We start from the raw sequence: 17,880 nt of genomic DNA on the forward strand, positions 1-17,880 counted from the left end.
TCTATTGAAGAAAATAGTTTACTCCTAGTCCAAAACCAACTACAGAAGATTGTCTTCTGTTGTCACCGCCACCAGTTGGAAGGAAGTATCGGTAATTTAAATCAGCAGCTAAACCAAACTGTTCATTGAGTCTATAATTTAGACCCAAGCCGGTAATTCCACTCACATTGAATTTTTTAATGAAATCAGAATCGTTCAGGTTGGCTTTTTTGACTGAAAGAAAGTTCAACTCGCCCTTAACCCGATAAGCGAAGAAATAGTCGAAACCTACACCACCCAAAACGGACACATCGAATTTACCGAACTGAGCCACTTTATAGCTCAACGTAGGCTGAACTGAAAGCCCTTGCAGTGTATTCACCAAATCATAAGTGCCAATGAAGTTTACATTGTCTGGATCGTAACCAAGCGGCAAGTATATTGGAAACGACTGACCCTTACTTACTGAGTAAGCATTAGAAGTGGTTTTAGTTCTGAGCTCACTATATCTAAGAGCGGTATTTAACGTCAACCTTTGACTTAATTCTAGCGAAAAACCAATTCCGGCACTCAATGAACCTAAAGTTTCTTCCTTTCGGTTTTCAATGCTAGACATAGCCTGAAAATTGGCATCCTCTGCCCTAGCTGCTAATGGAGAACCATTAGCGGGTTCGGAAATATTAAAGTTATTGTTCCCCAGCCTACCGTTAAGAGCATTTTCTCCCACAAACTCGGGTTGTTCTTCAGCAGTTTTAACCAAAGACGCCAGGGCAGATTCATCTACCCCCAACCTGTTCAGCCATTTGGCCTTGGTGGCAGCAAGACTAGCTCTGTAAGGCTTTGCCTCAAGTCTCTCCAAATCGATCAAAAGACCTTCTGAATCACTTTCACCTTCTGAACTCATTCCGACCGATTCATCAGTAGAGGAACCTTTCAAACTTATATTCTCAAGGGTTTCCTGAGCTTTTCCTTCACTAGATTTGGCAGCTAAAAGCGTTTTGATTTGATCACCAGGCTTCTCTCTTTTTAACTCTTCTTGCGTACCCTCTTTGGCTAAGAGTTTTTCATGAGCGCCATCTTCATTCTTAAGGGTATCTGTGGAGATTTGCTCTTCACTTTCAGTGAGTTGCTTAGTTCCCTCAAGAGCATCTGGTTGCTTCGTGAATAAGCCATTCTTATACAGCATACCTGCTGTAATGAACAAAATAAGTGCTGCAGCCACCCCATAAGTTTGCCACATAAAGAAGACCCCCTTCTTCTTTTTTTCCCCCAGGGCCTGCTCCACTCCTGCCCAAACTCTTTCCGATGGCTGAAACTCAACACCATCGAACATATCTTTCATTTCACTTTCAAAATTGTCCATCACATTGACGCATTTGATTTAACTACTGTACTGGCCTCTTCAATCATTGCTTTTAGCAGAGCTCGCGCTCTTGAATACTGCGACTTTGAGGTTCCTTCAGTGATTTCCATCATTTCGGCTATTTCTTTATGACCATAGCCTTCAATGGCAAAAAGGTTGAAAACTGTTCTACAACCCACCGGCAACTTCTGCATCATTGCCATAATTTCCGTAAAGTGTAAGTGCGATATCACCAGATCCTTTTCCACATAAAGAGGTGTTTTCTCAATATCTAGCATTGGCTGCTGATAAAGCTTTTTTCTGTTGTGGTTGATGGCGGTATTAACGACTATGCGCTTTAACCAAGTCAGAAACTGTGCTTCCTGACGAAATGACTCTAGACTATTGAATATTTTAATAAATGCATCTTGAAGAATATCCTCAGCATCGGCCTGAGACTTTGCGTAACGCATAGCCATAGGCATGAGCTTGGCAGCGTAGCGGTTGTAAAGTTCGCGCTGCGCCTTGCCATCTCCTTCAATGCATTTATGGATTAATTCTATATCTTGAATCATTGACCTTTAAGAAGATCCTGTCTTCTGGTTTTTTAGACACACTGGTATTATTATTGGTTGTAATGCCATAGAAATTTATCGAAAGTCTTTCCTACAAATGAATATAAAGCCTCTGTACTTAACTCTCATTCTTGCTTTGCTTACGCCATTTGCCACTTTGGCGCAAAAAGAATTAAAGTTTGATAACCGAGTTTACGAACCAACTATAAAAACTGTACAAATAAACAGTAATGGTAATTCAGTTGAAAGTGTAATAGCCCCTCCCGTTACTAGAGTTAACAGGCAACAACTCTGGCTTTCTTTTGACGACCTTAGAGAAAATGCAGACTACTATTATGTCTATTTCATTCACTGTAATGCCGACTGGACACCCTCTAGTATTAGGCCAAACGTATTCCTGAACACCTTTAATGAGTTTGAAATAACCGAATTCGAGTTCAGCTCAGAGGCCAAGCAAAAATATGTAAACTACCGCTTTGCCATTCCAGCCTTTAAGACTTCGGGCAATTATTTGGCGGTTGTGTACAGAGATAGAGATAAAGAAGACTTGATTCTATCTCAAAGGTTCTATGTTTTTGAAGATGCTGCAGCCGCTGGTGTTTCTATAAACCGGTCTGCCGATGCTGGTAAAAGGCTCAATAATCAGCGGGTGGAAGTAACGCTTAACTACGCCAACCTTAAAGCCATTGACCCTAAAACTCAGTTTAAGGTGGTGGTTAGGCAGAATCAGCGCGAAGATTTGACCACCTATAACCTACCTTCTACTTTCATTGATCAGAATAATAAAACTATTCGATACCAAAATCTGGGAGATGAAAATGAATTTCCGGGGACCAACGAATTTAGAAGCTTCGATTTGGGAACAGTAACCTTCACGGGGAGAAATGTGCAGTCTGTAAAGGTTGTTGAGAATAGGGTTTTCGCTGAACTCAGACCAGATATGCCACTTGGCGATGGATACCTTCAAGGATTAGATATTAATGGGCAATTTTACATTCGAGATTTAGAAGGACGATCAGGACAATCTACGGCAGAATATGTGAACACCAAACTGAGTTTAAAACTTCCTCAAAAACAGGATAATGTCTACGTTTTGGGTGCATTTAATAACTGGCAGAAGAATGAGACCTCGCTGATGCACTACAATAGCGAACTCGAACAATATGAATTGGAAGTTCTTTTAAAGCAAGGTTGGTATAATTATACCTATGTGACCGATGGACAAGACCCTTTCTCTATTGATGGTAGCTTCTTTGACACTGAGAATTTATACGAAGTATTTGTGTACTACAGACCCATGGGTGGCAGAGGAGATTTATTAGTGGCATATTCAGCCACAGCCTACAACTCTAGGCGGTAACAGACTCTCTCTGAAATTGGTACTTTTCAGTTCTATCTACTGGATTAGCATTGGCGATATCTAACATGCCGAAGCCCTTGTAAGTGTAATTGCCAAAGCCACAATGAAATAAAAACTCCTGAACCTCTTTATCAGCATACAACTTAAAAGGCAAAGTATAACCTCTTACTTCATACTTCACGTCATTATCGAAAAGCGAATAAATTCTGGCGAATTTCTTATCTCTCTCCTGCATACGCTTTAAGTATTCGGCATCTGGCACTACCTGAAACTTCTTAAACCGATCAAAATCTTCTGTGGTGTAATTACCCAATCTCTCAAGTCTTTGAATCGTAGATTCGTACAATAAATCGGAAAATTCATCAGATTCAGGAAGGATAAACCTTTTAGAAGACTCATCATTGAATTCAGCCTTAAAAGGCACTATCGGTGAAATACAGATGAATTTAGTTTCTTCCGTAAGGTCTATAGGTTTTTCGATTTCAGTGAAAGATGGACTCACTTTTAGGTTACCGAACTCAATAGTTTCGAACTCGAAAATTTGAGCAAGCAGATAATCTACAAAGTCTTTATCTGGTGATGATATAACCAGGGTAACCAAATTTGAATAATAATGGAGACCATTTCTGGAAATCTTGGTTTGTCCCTTCAGACCAGAAAAGTTAAAACATTCGAAATTGATGTATTTTTTCTCCGCACCCTTCACCAAAACACCTTTCAAAAATTGAGCTAGAATGTGTTGGTGATGAAATGGCAGGTAAGCCCCTCTATTATGCAGCTTAAAAATTACCCTGATTCTCACTATACTCTACTTTAATTTACAACCTCCAAGACTTGCCCACCATTGCGAGCAATATGAACCTAAACTCTGTGGTGAAAAAGATTGTTCAGCCTAATTGTAAAAAATAAAGATTTATAGCAAAATAGGAATTAAACATTGAAACGGAAGTGCATTATATCGCCATCCTTTACAATATAGTCCTTTCCTTCAACAGACATCTTACCAGCTTCCTTAATTGCAGCCTCAGTTTTATACTGTTGATAGTCGTCTAATTTGATTACTTCCGCACGAATAAAGCCCTTTTCAAAATCGGTATGAATAACTCCAGCGGCTTGAGGAGCTTTCCATCCTTTGGTAATAGTCCAAGCACGCACCTCTTTTTCACCTGCAGTGAAATAGGTAATTAGGTTAAGCAAAGAGTAAGAAGCTTTAATAAGCTTATTTAAACCCGACTCCTTTAGGCCATATTCATCTAAGAACATAGCTTTCTCGTCTGGGTCATCTAACTCCGCAATTTGAGACTCTATTGAAGCGGAAATAACAACAACTTCTGCTCCTTCATTGGCTACGGACTCTTTTAACGCATCAACATGCTCATTACCTGTGTGAATTGAAGACTCTTCTACATTGGCCACATAAATTACAGGCTTAATAGTAAGTAGAGATAAGTCTCTTACTGCCTCCAACTCATCTTCATTGGCTTCGATAGAACGAGCATTTTTGCCCGTTTCCATTTCGTTCTTGAACTTTTCTAAAGCGGCTAATTCTTTTTTGGCTTTGGCGTCTCCAGATTTAGCTATTTTCTGTAGCCTTAGAATCTTCTTCTCAATAGACTCAATATCCTTGAGCTGAAGCTCTGTATCAATTACATCTTTATCGAAAACAGGGTCTACATTACCTGCAACGTGCACTACATTATCGTCTTTAAAACAACGGATAACGTGAATAATGGCGTCTACCTCCCTAATGTTAGCCAAGAACTTGTTACCAAGTCCTTCTCCCTTGCTGGCACCTTTTACTAAACCAGCAATATCTACAAATTCAATTACTGTTGGTAACACCTTTTGCGGGTTTACCAATCCTTTTAAAATATCTAAACGCTCATCTGGAACGGTAACCACCCCAACATTGGGTTCAATGGTACAGAAAGGAAAGTTTGCTGCTTCGGCCTTAGCGCTAGAAAGTGCATTAAAGAGTGTTGATTTTCCCACATTTGGCAGACCAACAATACCACATTGTAAACCCATAATTGATAATTGAATTTGCTTTTATTAAAACAGGGCGCAAAGATAAAAATAATTGATTTTTGAGCTCACTCTTGGACAACAAAAAAGGGGCTAAGCCCCTTAATATCTTTATCTTTTTATCTCTTAATCCCAGCTAAGCTCGCTATCGTGATTGGAGTCATTATTAAGACTATACTCTTCTTCTTTTTCGAATTGTGTAAAGTCTACATCGGGTAGCAATTCGTCTTTTACGTGTCCTACTGCTTCATTGAGTGCGTCTACAAATTTGTGAAAATCTTCTTTGTAGAGAAATATCTTATGCTTTTCATAGCTAAAACCATCATCCTTGAACTTTCTTTTGCTCTCTGTGATGGTCAAATAATAGTCATTGGATCTGGTGGCCTTAATGTCAAAAAAATACGTCCTTTTTCCTGCCCTCACCCGCTTCGAAAAAATCTCATTCCTGTCCTTGTCTTCCACTACTCAAAGTATTTAATCTAATTAGTCTTAGTTGGTTTTCGTATAAAAAGCAGTCTAATATAAACCAATTAAAATTACTATTGCAAACACCGCAAAAATAAAAAACACAACCCATAAGTTTATTTTAAGTAGTTTGAAGGGTGATTTTGGGTCTAAGAAGCCGATAAGATACATAGAGCAACAGTTATGCAGTTTACATTAGAAGATATTAAAGGGCTGGGCAACATAGAGTTGCTGGCTAAACAAATGGTAGAAGGGTTTATTACCGGCTTGCATAAATCTCCATATCATGGTTTTTCAGTTGAGTTTGCAGAACACCGACTCTATAATAATGGAGAAAGCACCAGACATATTGATTGGAAACTTTATGCTAAAACCGATAGACTATATACTAAACAATACGAGGAGGAAACTAACCTGCGTTGCCAGCTCATCATTGACCAATCTTCTTCTATGTATTACCCAAAGGAGAACTTGGGCAAAATGAGATTTAGTGTAATGGCTGGTGCTGCCCTCACCTATCTTTTCCACAAACAAAGAGATGCTGTTGGCCTTCACACCTTTAGCGAAAAGCTAGAAATTGAGACTCCTGTAAAATCTTCTGCGTCACATATTCACAAGCTTTTTCTTCAGTTCAATGAAATGCTGGAGAAACCAAAGACAGAAAAGCGAACTAACGTTGCATCTATTCTGAATCAACTTGCTCAGAAAATTCATAGAAGGTCTTTGGTAATCATTTTCTCCGATATGTTCGACAATGAAGCCAATGAAGAAGAGTTGATGTCTGCACTGCAGCACTTAAAGCACAAAAAACATGAAGTGCTACTGTTTCATGTAACGGATCATCATACGGAGTTAGATTTTGACTTTGAAGATAGACCTCATGAATTTATAGACTCAGAAACTCAAGAGAGGGTTAGGTTGAACCCTGCCACTATAAAGAAAGCCTTTAGAGAGCAAATGGACTCTTATTACAAAGACCTTTACCTCAAATGTGCCAAGCTAAAGATTGATTTGATAGAAGCCGACATCAACCAAGGTTTCGACCAAATTCTTAAAGCCTATTTGATAAAGAGACAAAAGATGACTTAATTTAAGAATATCAAAATCTAATCAATGAAAAACACAATACACATCATTTCCTTAGCCCTTCTTGTATTTCTATCTAGTTGCGACTTTGATTCTAAAAAATCTTATGATTCCAAAACACTAGAAGAAAAAAACAACGCCAAACTTGAGTTAGAAATCGAAAGGAAAGGTTACTTCAGCAATAATGTTTCTGGATCATCGGAGGGTGAGTTTATGTTTCAAAGAATGGGCAGCCTTCAAGAAGTGATTAAATCTTTCACCCCAAATAACAGTCTATTGGTAAAGGGTGATTTTCAAGACTTCACCTATAACCTCAAAGTCACTGATTTTCCAGCAAAGGAAATATCTCTTCTAAGAGATGAAATATTAAGCTTTATGGCTGAAGAAGTTGGATTTGAGTGGAAAACAGAAGATGGCACAAGAGAATTCTACAGCGTAGAAATATCAAATAGAGAATTACTTGCGCAGGCAAGAGACTATCAAGCAGGCATAAAACAACAATCTAAGATTACAAAAAATCAAATCAGCTTTGTTGGCACACTAACAGACCTAATCACATTATTAAATAAGGAGGTCGAGACTCCTATTGAAGGGCAATTACCTGAACTTGGATTTAACCTTAAAATTGAACTTAAGAGAGGCAGCACCGAAGAATTGTTTAAAGAATTAAGGAACTCTTATGGCATTACTTTCAATAAAGAATTTGAAAGTAGTGACCAGATTATTATCACAAAATTGTAGAATAAAAAAAAGGCCTCTCACGAGGCCTTTTTTTATCAATATTATTGGTTCCAACGCTATTAAACGTGAAGCCATTCTTTCTTCGCTTCTAATTCTTCCTCAGTTTCTCTGTAGTCAGGATCATCAACACAACAATCTACAGGGCAAACTGCAGCACACTGAGGCTCTTCATGGAAACCAGTACACTCCGTACATTTTCCTGAGACGATATAATAGAACTCATCAGAAACCGGTTCTTGAGGCTCATTGCCATCAATTACAGTTCCATCTTCCATTTCTACTTCTTTCAGATCAGTTCCGCCTGCCCACGTCCATTCCATCCCACCTTCGTAAATAGCTGTATTCGGACACTCAGGTTCACATGCACCGCAATTGATGCATTCGTCTGTAATCATTATCGCCATAGCGCTTCTTGTTTTATTGGTGTTCTTAGTGCAACAATTTTCAGTCGCCTAAGTTTCAGAATTCTTCAGTATTTGGCGCAAAAGTAATGAGTTATTGTTCTTGCGCGCAATCTTAAAGTGTATTTTTGCCACAGAATTACAACAATGGAATTAGAAGCGAGACTAAAAGGAATAAGACAACTGGGCTTTTGGTTTAATGAACAAAAGGGCGAATCGTTAGATGCCTTGTGCCAAATAGCAGCCAATCAGAACAACTGGTTTACCAAAGAAAGCATAGAAAAGTGTTTTAATGCTTGGGCAGAAGCCCTTCAAAAAGACAAAATGCAAGACTGGGTAAAACCTTACTCCTTTAAAGCTTCTGGCAAAAACATTGGACTTGTACTTGCTGGAAATATTCCATTGGTTGGTCTCCACGATGTATTGTCAGTAATTATAAGTGGAAATGTAGCCTGTGTAAAATACTCTTCGCAAGACTCTATTTTAATGAAAGCTGTTATAAACGCCCTAATCAATATTGATGCAGGCTTTAAAGAGCTTATTCAAGAGGTTGAACGACTCAACGATGTAGATGCCGTTATTGCAACTGGTTCTGACAATTCCGCAAGATACTTCAAACACTACTTCGCAGGGAAACCACATATCATCAGACAAAACAGAGTTTCAGTGGGCATTGTTAACGGAAGCGAAAGTACCGAAGACTTTGAAGCACTAGGCGAAGATATATTTACCTATTTCGGTCTTGGTTGCAGAAACGTATCTAAAGTTTATGTACCGAAGGATTTTAAACTACCTACACTCATAAGTGCAATGGACAAATTCTCTTCTGCACTTGATCATCACAAATACCGCAACAACTACGACTACAATAAATCAATCTACCTAGTCAACAAAGAACCGCACCTAGATTCTGGCTTCTTTATGATGAGAGAAAGCAAAGAGTTGGTCTCTCCTATTTCAGTACTCTATTATGAAACCTACGAAAGTGAGGCAGAGCTCTCCCTAAAGTTATCGGCTCAGCAAGACAAAATTCAATGTGTAGTTTCAAAAGACGGCTGGTACGAAGGCAGCTTGCCATTCGGAACCGCTCAATGTCCTGAACTTTGGGATTATGCCGATGGTGTAGATACGCTGGAGTTTTTGGCCTCCTTATAAATTCAAAAACCATTTCAATGATTTTATAAAAAGTAAAATAACAAACTAGCCCAAGGTTTAAACCGTGGGCTAGTTATTTGAATCCATAAGAATTCGCATCTTTAAGCATGACCAAAAGATTCAGGCAACTTTTCTACCACCTCTTCCCCTCTCCTTTTGCCATAGCCATTATAATTTCTGTGATGGTGTTTTTTCTGGCACTAATTTTCACTCAAAGGCCTGAAAACGCTGTTTCCGCTTATCCGATAAAAATTTTGGAGTATTGGCAAACTGGCTTTTGGGAGCTTTTAGCATTCACCATGCAAATGGCTCTTATTCTTATACTTGGCCATACCTTAGCGCTTACTCCAATATTCAATAAGCTCATTGGTCAGCTAACCAAGTTTTGTAACACAACTGCTCAGGCTGCATTGATTGTCAGCTTATTTACAATTCTACTCAGTTTCTTCAACTGGGGCCTGTGCCTAGTATTCGGAGCAATATTTGCCAGAAAAGTAGCCGAAAGATCACAACAACTAGGTAAACCACTGAACTACCCTCTGATAGGTGCGGCTGGTTATGCTGGCATGATGTGTTGGCATGGTGGTTTTTCGGCATCTGCGCCACTAACTGTTTCAGGTAAAGATCATTTTCTTATCAATCAAATTGGAAGAATAGGTATTGATGAAACAATACTCTCCAACATGAATCTTGTTACTTGGTTTTGTCTGGTTATTCTTATTCCACTGTCTTTATACTTGCTCGGCAAAATGGTTAAAGACAAACCTTTCAATCTAAAAGCAGATGATTCGGTGGTAGAATCCGACTCTGTAGTTGGTGCCGAGAAATTTGACCATTACAAACTACCCGCCATTGGTCTGGGAGTTATCATTTGTTTTATAGCTATTCGACAAGCCTTCAATACTCCAAGTGATGCTGGCCTAGGTTTCATTGATCTCAATTATGTAAACTTCTTACTCTTTGGTCTAGGACTTACTTTCCATGGAACATTCGCCAAATTTCTGAAAGCCGTTCAAACTGCTGTTGGCGGATCTACAGGCATAATCATTCAATTCCCACTGTATGCAGGAATAATGGGCATTATGAAATACTCTGGCTTAGGTGCCGAAATCTCCTATGCTTTTGTAGCTATTTCCAACCAAACTACTCTACCCATCTTCACTTTCTTGAGTGCTGGTTTGGTAAACATCTTTGTGCCGAGCGGTGGCGGTCAGTGGGTAGTTCAAGGACCTATTGTAACAGAAGCAGCACAAACACTTGGAGTCTCCATCCCAAAAACGGTAATGGCGCTTAGTTATGGAGACCAGCTCACTAACATGCTTCAGCCATTCTGGGCCCTCCCACTCTTAGGAATTACACAGCTTAAAGCCAAAGACATACTGCCTTATAGTGGTTTTATTTTGCTTATTGGCTCTGTTATCTTCATCACCAACTTGCTGATTTTTTAAAAATCAAAAGCTTCTGAATTGCTGATTATTACTACAAGAATTTAGAAAGGTTCTAGCCTCCAATTTTACCGATTTTTGATAAATTGCGCCCCCTTAAAAAGGAGACTTTGAGCACGTTAAAAGCACATTGAAGCTACTTTTTAAATAATGCTCTCTTTTAGCCTTATAGCTAAAAAAGAGAGATTGAGATAAGAAATCTAAATACAAGATTTAAACCATTGCCTAAATGACAACCTATCAGGATTACATCAAGGAGATTGAAGAAAGAAAACAAGCTGGGTTACACCCAAAACCTATTGATGAAAGTGAGTTATTGAGTGAAATCATCACCCAAATAAAAGATACAAATAACGAACATAGAGCAGATTCACTGCAGTTCTTCATATACAATACCCTACCAGGCACCACCCCTGCCGCTAAGGTAAAATCAGACTTCTTAAAGGAGATCATTTTAGGCGAATCGGAAGTTGCTGAAATTACACCAGATTTCGCTTTCGAATTGCTTTCTCATATGAAGGGTGGACCTTCGGTAAAAGTACTATTAGACTTAGCTTTAGGTAACGACCAAACCATTGCAGAAAAGGCTGCTAAAGTGCTTAAAACTCAGGTATTCCTTTACGAAGCCGATACCGAAAGACTAGAACAAGCCTATAAAAACGGTAATACTATTGCCAAAGGCATTCTTGAAAGCTACTCTCAGGCAGAGTTTTTCACTCAATTACCAGATGTTCCTGAAAAAATTGAGATCGTAACTTTCATTGCAGGAACTGGAGATATCTCTACCGACCTGCTTTCTCCTGGTGCCGATGCGCACTCTAGATCTGACAGAGAGCTACACGGTCAATGTATTTTCGAGCACAACAAAGAAATGCAAGAAGAGCTGAAAGCCCTTAAGGCTGAGCACCCTGATAAAAGAGTAATGTTAGTGGCCGAAAAAGGTACCATGGGTGTTGGTTCTTCTAGAATGTCAGGCGTAAACAACGTAGCCCTTTGGACTGGTATTCAGGCAAGCCCGTATGTACCATTCATTAACATCGCACCGATCATTGGTGGAACAAATGGCGTAGCTCCTATCTTCTTGACAACTGTTGGCGTAACAGGTGGAATTGGTATAGACCTTAAAAACTGGGTAAAGAAGAAAGATGCTGATGGCAATACGGTAGTAGACGCTGATGGCGAACCAGTGTTGGAACAGACTTATTCTGTAGAAACTGGTACGGTTCTGACCATCGACACAAAAACCAAGAAACTCTATAAGGGTGATGAAGAGCTAATGGATATCTCTTCTGCTCTAACTCCTCAAAAGATGGAGTTTATTAAAGCAGGCGGTTCTTATGCCGTTGTATTTGGTAAAAAACTCCAGTCTTTCGCTGCTAAGACTTTGAATGTTGAAGCACCTGTAGTTTACGCTCCATCAAAAGAAATTTCTCACGAAGGCCAAGGACTTACAGCCGTTGAAAAAATCTTCAACAAAAACGCTGTAGGCAACACGCCAGGTAAAGTACTTCATGCAGGTTCGAACACTAGAGTTGAAGTAAACATTGTAGGCTCTCAGGATACTACGGGGCTAATGACCTCTCAAGAGCTTGAATCTATGGCTGCCACTGTCATCTCTCCTATTGTAGATGGGGCTTATCAGTCGGGCTGTCATACTGCTTCAGTTTGGGACAAGAAGGCTCAAGCGAACATCCCTAAACTGATGAAGTTTATGAATGAGTTTGGCCTAATCACCGCACGTGACCCTAAAGGCAAGTACCATTCAATGACCGATGTAATTCACAAAGTACTGAATGACATCACTATAGATGATTGGGCAATTATTATTGGAGGTGACTCTCACACTAGAATGTCTAAAGGTGTGGCTTTCGGTGCCGACTCAGGTACTGTAGCCCTAGCTTTGGCAACTGGTGAAGCTTCTATGCCTATTCCTGAGTCTGTAAAAGTGACCTTCAAAGGGAGCATGAAAAGCTTCATGGACTTCCGTGATGTAGTACATGCTACGCAGCAACAAATGCTGAAGCAATTTGGCGGAGAAAACGTATTCCAAGGTAGAGTTATTGAGGTGCACATTGGTACGCTTACAGCAGACCAAGCCTTCACCTTCACCGACTGGACTGCAGAGATGAAGGCAAAAGCTTCTATCTGTATTTCAGAAGATGAAACCTTAATCGAATCGCTAGAGATTGCTAAATCCCGTATGGAAATCATGATCCAAAAGGGTATGGACAATGAGAAGCAAGTGCTTCAAGGCTTGATCGACAAAGCAAACAAGAGAATTGCAGAAATCAGATCGGGTGAAAAACCTGCTTTGAGGCCTGACAGCAATGCAAAATACTATGCTGAAGTAGTGGTTGATCTGGATGAGATTGGCGAGCCAATGATTGCCGACCCAGATGTAAACAATGACGATGTTTCTAAGCGCTATACGCACGACACCATCAGACCATTGTCTTACTACGGAGGTCAGAAGAAGATAGACCTTGGTTTTGTGGGTTCTTGTATGGTTCACAAGGGTGACATGAAAATTTTGGCTCAAATGCTTAAAAACATAGAAAGTCAAACAGGAAACGTAACCTTCCAAGCTCCTTTAGTAGTGGCCCCTCCTACTTACAACATTGTAGATGAGCTGAAAGCAGAAGGCGATTGGGAAGTGCTTCAAAAATACTCTGGTTTTGAGTTTGACGACAACAACCCTAAGGCTGCCGCTAGAACTAGCTATGAAAACATGCTTTATCTAGAGCGTCCTGGTTGTAACCTATGTATGGGTAACCAAGAAAAAGCAGCTCCTGGCGATACTGTTATGGCTACATCTACCAGACTATTCCAAGGTAGAGTGGTGAAAGATTCTGAAGAGAAGAAAGGTGAATCTTTATTATCTTCAACACCAGTTGTAGTGCTCTCTACTATTTTAGGTAGAACACCTACAATTGAAGAATATGAAAAAGCTGTTGAAGGAATTGAATTAACCAAATTCAAACCTTCATCTAAGCTTTTAACAGCTAGCTAATAGGTTCGAGCAAAGGCTATTATATTTAAAAAGCGTACGTTTCGAACACTTTTTAGTGCGAGTTTGTTAGTTGTCTGTATGGGCGATACATTTTTTTGCCCATGCAGACAAAAAAAGCTAATTTTTGAGTCGTTCGTTTTTTAAACCAAAAACCAAAAAAATAGTCCATGGCCTTTGACATTGATATGATTAAGGCTGTTTACGAGAAAATGCCTTCTCGAATTGAAGCAGCTAGAAATACTGTAAAAAAACCACTTACCCTTTCTGAAAAAATCCTGTACTCCCACCTTTGGGACGGAGATGCCACAACCTCTTACGAACGAGGTAAGTCGTATGTAGATTTCGCTCCAGATAGAGTAGCCATGCAGGATGCTACAGCGCAAATGGCACTTTTGCAGTTTATGCAAGCAGGAAAGCCAACCGCGGCTGTTCCTTCTACTGTACACTGTGATCACCTGATTTTAGCTAAGCAAGGTGCCGAACAAGACCTAAGACATTCATTAACTGCCTCTGGTGAAGTATTCAATTTTCTGGAGTCGGTTTCTAACAAATACGGAATCGGATTCTGGAAACCTGGGGCTGGTATTATTCACCAAGTAGTGCTCGAAAACTATGCATTCCCAGGTGGAATGATGATTGGTACCGATTCGCATACCGTAAATGCTGGTGGACTAGGAATGGTTGCCATTGGTGTTGGTGGTGCTGATGCGGTTGACGTAATGGCTGGAATGCCATGGGAGCTTAAATTCCCAAAACTCATTGGTGTAAAGTTGACCGGGAAAATGAACGGTTGGACTGCTCCGAAAGACGTTATTCTTAAAGTTGCCGGAATCCTAACTGTTAAAGGTGGAACTGGCTGTATTGTAGAATACTTTGGCGAAGGAGCCAAAAGCATGTCGGCTACAGGTAAAGGTACTATCTGTAACATGGGTGCCGAAATTGGTGCTACTACTTCAACTTTCGGTTATGACGATTCAATGGAGCGCTACCTTCGCGCTACAGACAGAGCTGATGTGGCCGATTTGGCGAACACTGTAAGAGAACACCTTACTGGTGATGATGAGGTTTATGCCAATCCTGAGGAATATTTCGATCAGGTTATTGAAATTGACCTCAGTACATTAGAACCTCATGTAAACGGCCCTTTCACCCCAGATAGAGCCACTCCTGTTTCTCAAATGAGAGAAGAAGCTGAGAAAAACGGCTGGCCTACTAAAGTTGAATGGGGACTGATTGGTTCTTGTACCAACTCTTCTTACGAAGACTTGTCTAGAGCTTCTTCTATTGCCAAACAAGCGGTAGAAAAAGGATTAAAAACTAAAGCTGACTTCGGTATCAACCCAGGTTCTGAGCAAGTTAGATATACCGCAGAAAGAGACGGAATGCTTCAAATCTTTGAAGATTTGGATGCAACTATCTTCACCAATGCTTGCGGACCATGTATCGGCCAGTGGGAAAGAACAGGTGACAATAATAGAGTAAACACCATTGTACACTCTTTCAATAGAAACTTTTCTAAAAGAGCAGATGGAAACCCAAATACGCATGCATTTGTGACTTCTCCAGAAATGGTAGCAGCTATTGCAATCTCTGGAGATTTAGGCTTCAACCCTATCACAGACACCCTAACCAACGAGAAAGGTGAGCAAGTGAAACTTGATCCACCAGTGGGTGATGAACTTCCTTCTAAAGGTTTTGCGGTTGAAGAAAATGGTTATCAAGCCCCTGCTTCTGATGGAAGTAATGTGGAAGTAATAGTGAAGCCAGACTCTAAGCGCTTACAATTATTGACTCCTTTCGAACCTTGGGATGGGAAGAATATTACCGGAGCGAAACTTTTGATCAAAGCTTTTGGAAAGTGTACAACCGACCACATTTCTATGGCAGGTCCATGGTTAAGATTCAGAGGTCACTTAGACAATATTTCGGACAACTGTTTGATCGGTGCAGTCAATGCATACAATCAGTCAACCAACAAGGTGAAAAACCAATTGACAGGCGAATATGGTCCTGTGCCTGCAACAGCCCGTCAATATAAAGCTGAAGGGATTCCTTCAATCGTTGTGGGAGACCATAACTATGGAGAAGGTTCTTCTAGAGAGCATGCTGCCATGGAGCCAAGACACTTAGGTGTTAAGGCAGTTTTAGTGAAGTCTTTCGCGAGAATTCACGAAACTAACTTGAAGAAACAAGGTATGCTCGGTCTTACTTTTGCCGATGAAGCCGATTACGACAAAGTTCAAGAAGACGATACAATCAACTTCCTCGATTTAGATCAGTTTGCAGAAGATAAGCCTTTGACTTTAGAGTTTGTTCATGCCGATGGCTCTAAAGACATCATCAAAGCGAACCATACTTACAATGAAGCACAAATTGGTTGGTTCAGAGCTGGTTCTGCCTTGAACTTGATTAAGGAGCAGAATAAGTCATAGAGTAGATTTTAGACTGTAGACGTCAGACTACAGATATTAGAAAGCCTGATTCAATGAATCGGGCTTTTTTCATTAATATAGCTTTGATGAAAACAAAGCATATGCAAGACAACCGCATTAACTACATCGAGCTAAAAGCCAAAGACCTTGAAGCTATTAAAAAATTCTATTCATCAACCTTTGGTTGGAAATTCACAGATTATGGACAGGACTATGTTGCATTCAATGAAAGTGGACTAGAGGGCGGTTTTGAAAAATCTGAAGAACCTATCGTAAACGGAGCTTTGGTGGTTTTATATCACAGCAACCTTGAATACGTACTAGAAACCGTAAAGGCTAATGGTGGCACTATTGTTAAAGATATCTTCTCCTTTCCCGGAGGCAGACGTTTTCATTTCACCGACCCAGCAGGTAATGAGTTGGCTATTTGGTCAGAAGACTAGGGACGATCAAATGTCTTTAAAGCCATTGAAAACAATCACTTCTTCCACTTCAAAAACCGTATGCTCTTTGGAGATGCGAAGGACTCATTGGAGAAGTTGATTAGTGAGGTGAAGAGTCTTTAGTCTTTTAAATGTTGAATTAAAAAGTGAGCGTTATACACCACATATTAGCTGGCTAACGCTCACTTTTTGTAATTTACTGGAAATATATCGCTCACTTTTATGAGCGTTAGCATACGTTGTAGCCAATTAGAGAATGATTCAGAGAATAGTGCCAATAATCACTTCAGTAGGAAAGATTTGGGGACGAGATGCAATCTATCTTGACAATGTAAATGTCGTAAACGAGTCCACTTTTGAACTAAGCGGTGAGTTTAACGGAACTCTTTGTAGCAACTTAGACAACAACACCAATAAAGGATACCGAATCACTTTCAATTCAGTCCATTTGTTTAAAATGATTGAACTCGACTATGATGAAATTGACTACGAATCCTCTTTTGACTTAATCGTAAATTCAGAGCAAGTTGCCAAGATGATTAAGGAAGACAAAGAAATGCATATTGGGAAAATTGACAACTCTTACAAACACTTTGTATTTCGTACGTATGATACGGTTTTCGAGGTTATTGGAAAGGACTATGAACTTGAACTAAAATAAATTACTGGCTACAACATGACCTATACTCAATGCTTCAATTGGCAGTAACTTAGAACACAGCACTTACCCAACGCCAAACTCACGTTTGCCGTTTTATTTGAATAAATTAAAAACACAAAAGGTGTTTGGCTCACCTCAGTGCTAAGTTTGAAGATTAGCTTCTCAATCCCACACTGCGTATAGCCAGACCGTTAACAAATGATCAACTACAACGACAAACGATTTAGAGCCATTGAGAACTCACCGAATGGAGAGGTTTCTGGAGATTTGGTCTTTCATTACAAACAGGAAGGGAATCAACTCGTTTGTCAGTACTTTGGTGGTAAAATTCTGGAAGGCTGGTTGGAAGGTACTGTTGATGAGAATGGTGTGATTGAGATGAACTACACTCAGGTGAACACCAAACTAGAGCAAAAGACAGGTAAGTGTACTTCCACTCCTGAAATTCTTCCTAACGGGAAGATCAGACTACATGAAAACTGGCAGTGGACATCGGGAGACCTGACGAAAGGCTCCTCAATTTTAGAAGAAATATAATGGACGGAACAAGAAGAGCAGATATCAAACCGGGTACAGAAGTAAACATTGTGCTCAAACAAGACCAGAGAACTGGTAAACTTACCCATGGCTTTGTAAAGGATTTACTTACGAAGTCTCCCTCCCATCCGCATGGCATCAAAGTACGGCTTGAAGACGGCCAGGTGGGGAGAGTCAAAGAAGTATTGAATGATGAATGATGAATGATGAATGTTTAGTTTTA

General features: G+C 39.9%; 17 protein-coding genes. 11 read left to right on the top strand and 6 right to left on the bottom strand.

Features of this window, described 5'->3' with window-relative positions:
* Nucleotide 1: 1 nt before the first annotated feature.
* Both AWW68_RS15790 and AWW68_RS15795 read right to left on the bottom strand, forming a co-directional pair.
* Nucleotides 2-1,342: a hypothetical protein gene (locus AWW68_RS15790; RefSeq protein ID WP_068223050.1), complete on the bottom strand. Its 1,341-nt coding sequence runs from the start codon at nt 1,340-1,342 to the stop codon at nt 2-4.
* Complete coding sequence (locus tag AWW68_RS15795; protein WP_068223051.1) at nt 1,342-1,896, bottom strand: RNA polymerase sigma factor; 555 nt, start codon at nt 1,894-1,896, stop codon at nt 1,342-1,344. Before AWW68_RS15795 ends, AWW68_RS15790 begins: the two co-directional genes overlap by 1 nt.
* A 97-nt stretch (nt 1,897-1,993) precedes the next feature.
* Here AWW68_RS15795 and AWW68_RS15800 point away from each other — a divergent pair, with 97 nt between their 5' ends.
* Entirely contained in the window at nt 1,994-3,256 is a 1,263-nt protein-coding gene (locus AWW68_RS15800; protein ID WP_068223053.1) for a type IX secretion system plug protein, read from the top strand.
* Here AWW68_RS15800 and cas6 read toward each other — a convergent pair.
* The 3 genes from cas6 to AWW68_RS15815 all read right to left on the bottom strand — a co-directional run bounded on the left by cas6 (nt 3,246) and on the right by AWW68_RS15815 (nt 5,743).
* Complete coding sequence (gene cas6, locus AWW68_RS15805; protein WP_068223056.1) at nt 3,246-4,058, bottom strand: CRISPR-associated endoribonuclease Cas6; 813 nt, start codon at nt 4,056-4,058, stop codon at nt 3,246-3,248. The genes AWW68_RS15800 and cas6 overlap by 11 nt on opposite strands.
* A 128-nt stretch (nt 4,059-4,186) precedes the next feature.
* Nucleotides 4,187-5,284: a redox-regulated ATPase YchF gene (ychF, locus tag AWW68_RS15810; RefSeq protein ID WP_068223059.1), complete on the bottom strand. Its 1,098-nt coding sequence runs from the start codon at nt 5,282-5,284 to the stop codon at nt 4,187-4,189.
* A gap of 123 nt (nt 5,285-5,407) precedes the next feature.
* Nucleotides 5,408-5,743, bottom strand: coding sequence for a DUF3276 family protein (locus tag AWW68_RS15815; protein ID WP_068223062.1), 336 nt, complete (start codon nt 5,741-5,743; stop codon nt 5,408-5,410).
* Nucleotides 5,744-5,929: 186 nt separating this feature from the next.
* Here AWW68_RS15815 and AWW68_RS15820 point away from each other — a divergent pair, with 186 nt between their 5' ends.
* The gene (locus tag AWW68_RS15820; RefSeq protein WP_068223064.1) at nt 5,930-6,835 is read left to right on the top strand and encodes a DUF58 domain-containing protein; all 906 of its coding nucleotides are present in this window, start codon (nt 5,930-5,932) and stop codon (nt 6,833-6,835) included.
* A gap of 24 nt (nt 6,836-6,859) precedes the next feature.
* A complete protein-coding gene (locus AWW68_RS15825; RefSeq protein WP_068223066.1) occupies nt 6,860-7,573 on the top strand; it encodes a hypothetical protein in 714 nt (237 codons plus the stop codon).
* A 59-nt stretch (nt 7,574-7,632) separates the two neighbouring features.
* Here the strand turns inward: AWW68_RS15825 and AWW68_RS15830 are convergent, their stop codons facing one another.
* Nucleotides 7,633-7,977 carry a 4Fe-4S dicluster domain-containing protein gene (locus AWW68_RS15830; RefSeq protein ID WP_068223068.1) on the bottom strand — a complete coding sequence of 115 codons (345 nt, stop codon included), beginning with the start codon at nt 7,975-7,977 and terminating at the stop codon, nt 7,633-7,635.
* Between the two features lie 144 nt (nt 7,978-8,121).
* On the opposite strand from AWW68_RS15830, the gene AWW68_RS15835 reads away from it, so the two are divergent.
* The 8 genes from AWW68_RS15835 (at nt 8,122) to AWW68_RS15870 (ending at nt 17,857) form a co-directional block, all read left to right on the top strand.
* On the top strand, nt 8,122-9,129 hold the full coding sequence (locus AWW68_RS15835) for an acyl-CoA reductase (protein WP_068223070.1): 1,008 nt from the start codon (nt 8,122-8,124) through the stop codon (nt 9,127-9,129).
* 107 nt (nt 9,130-9,236) lie between these two features.
* Nucleotides 9,237-10,577 (top strand): short-chain fatty acid transporter, encoded by a 1,341-nt coding sequence (locus AWW68_RS15840; protein WP_068223073.1) that lies wholly within the window; start codon nt 9,237-9,239, stop codon nt 10,575-10,577.
* Nucleotides 10,578-10,803: 226 nt separating this feature from the next.
* Entirely contained in the window at nt 10,804-13,584 is a 2,781-nt protein-coding gene (locus tag AWW68_RS15845; RefSeq protein WP_068223075.1) for a bifunctional aconitate hydratase 2/2-methylisocitrate dehydratase, read from the top strand.
* A 167-nt stretch (nt 13,585-13,751) separates the two neighbouring features.
* A complete protein-coding gene (locus AWW68_RS15850) occupies nt 13,752-16,016 on the top strand; it encodes an aconitate hydratase (RefSeq protein WP_068223085.1) in 2,265 nt (754 codons plus the stop codon).
* A gap of 86 nt (nt 16,017-16,102) precedes the next feature.
* Complete coding sequence (locus AWW68_RS15855; protein WP_245660256.1) at nt 16,103-16,459, top strand: VOC family protein; 357 nt, start codon at nt 16,103-16,105, stop codon at nt 16,457-16,459.
* A gap of 256 nt (nt 16,460-16,715) precedes the next feature.
* Nucleotides 16,716-17,120, top strand: coding sequence for a hypothetical protein (locus AWW68_RS15860; protein ID WP_068223088.1), 405 nt, complete (start codon nt 16,716-16,718; stop codon nt 17,118-17,120).
* Between the two features lie 198 nt (nt 17,121-17,318).
* Nucleotides 17,319-17,657 carry a n-acetylglutamate synthase gene (locus AWW68_RS15865; RefSeq protein WP_068223091.1) on the top strand — a complete coding sequence of 113 codons (339 nt, stop codon included), beginning with the start codon at nt 17,319-17,321 and terminating at the stop codon, nt 17,655-17,657.
* Nucleotides 17,657-17,857, top strand: coding sequence for a YwbE family protein (locus tag AWW68_RS15870; protein WP_068223096.1), 201 nt, complete (start codon nt 17,657-17,659; stop codon nt 17,855-17,857). The genes AWW68_RS15865 and AWW68_RS15870 overlap by 1 nt, the downstream gene beginning before the upstream one ends.
* Nucleotides 17,858-17,880: the final 23 nt, after the last annotated feature.

This window comes from Roseivirga spongicola, from assembly GCF_001592965.1.
Taxonomy (GTDB): domain Bacteria; phylum Bacteroidota; class Bacteroidia; order Cytophagales; family Cyclobacteriaceae; genus Roseivirga; species Roseivirga spongicola.

Bases quoted from the DNA above. Each gene is read 5' to 3' on its own strand.
- AWW68_RS15855 (WP_245660256.1), top strand. From the start codon at position 16,103: ATGAAAACAAAGCATATGCAAGACAACCGCATTAACTACATCGAGCTA.
- AWW68_RS15860 (WP_068223088.1), top strand. From the start codon at position 16,716: ATGATTCAGAGAATAGTGCCAATAATCACTTCAGTAGGAAAGATTTGG.
- AWW68_RS15820 (WP_068223064.1), top strand. From the start codon at position 5,930: ATGCAGTTTACATTAGAAGATATTAAAGGGCTGGGCAACATAGAGTTG.
- AWW68_RS15865 (WP_068223091.1), top strand. From the start codon at position 17,319: ATGATCAACTACAACGACAAACGATTTAGAGCCATTGAGAACTCACCG.
- AWW68_RS15790 (WP_068223050.1), bottom strand. From the start codon at position 1,342: ATGGACAATTTTGAAAGTGAAATGAAAGATATGTTCGATGGTGTTGAG.
- AWW68_RS15800 (WP_068223053.1), top strand. From the start codon at position 1,994: ATGAATATAAAGCCTCTGTACTTAACTCTCATTCTTGCTTTGCTTACG.
- AWW68_RS15795 (WP_068223051.1), bottom strand. From the start codon at position 1,896: ATGATTCAAGATATAGAATTAATCCATAAATGCATTGAAGGAGATGGC.
- AWW68_RS15835 (WP_068223070.1), top strand. From the start codon at position 8,122: ATGGAATTAGAAGCGAGACTAAAAGGAATAAGACAACTGGGCTTTTGG.
- ychF (WP_068223059.1), bottom strand. From the start codon at position 5,284: ATGGGTTTACAATGTGGTATTGTTGGTCTGCCAAATGTGGGAAAATCA.
- AWW68_RS15850 (WP_068223085.1), top strand. From the start codon at position 13,752: ATGGCCTTTGACATTGATATGATTAAGGCTGTTTACGAGAAAATGCCT.
- AWW68_RS15845 (WP_068223075.1), top strand. From the start codon at position 10,804: ATGACAACCTATCAGGATTACATCAAGGAGATTGAAGAAAGAAAACAA.
- AWW68_RS15870 (WP_068223096.1), top strand. From the start codon at position 17,657: ATGGACGGAACAAGAAGAGCAGATATCAAACCGGGTACAGAAGTAAAC.
- AWW68_RS15840 (WP_068223073.1), top strand. From the start codon at position 9,237: ATGACCAAAAGATTCAGGCAACTTTTCTACCACCTCTTCCCCTCTCCT.
- AWW68_RS15830 (WP_068223068.1), bottom strand. From the start codon at position 7,977: ATGGCGATAATGATTACAGACGAATGCATCAATTGCGGTGCATGTGAA.
- AWW68_RS15825 (WP_068223066.1), top strand. From the start codon at position 6,860: ATGAAAAACACAATACACATCATTTCCTTAGCCCTTCTTGTATTTCTA.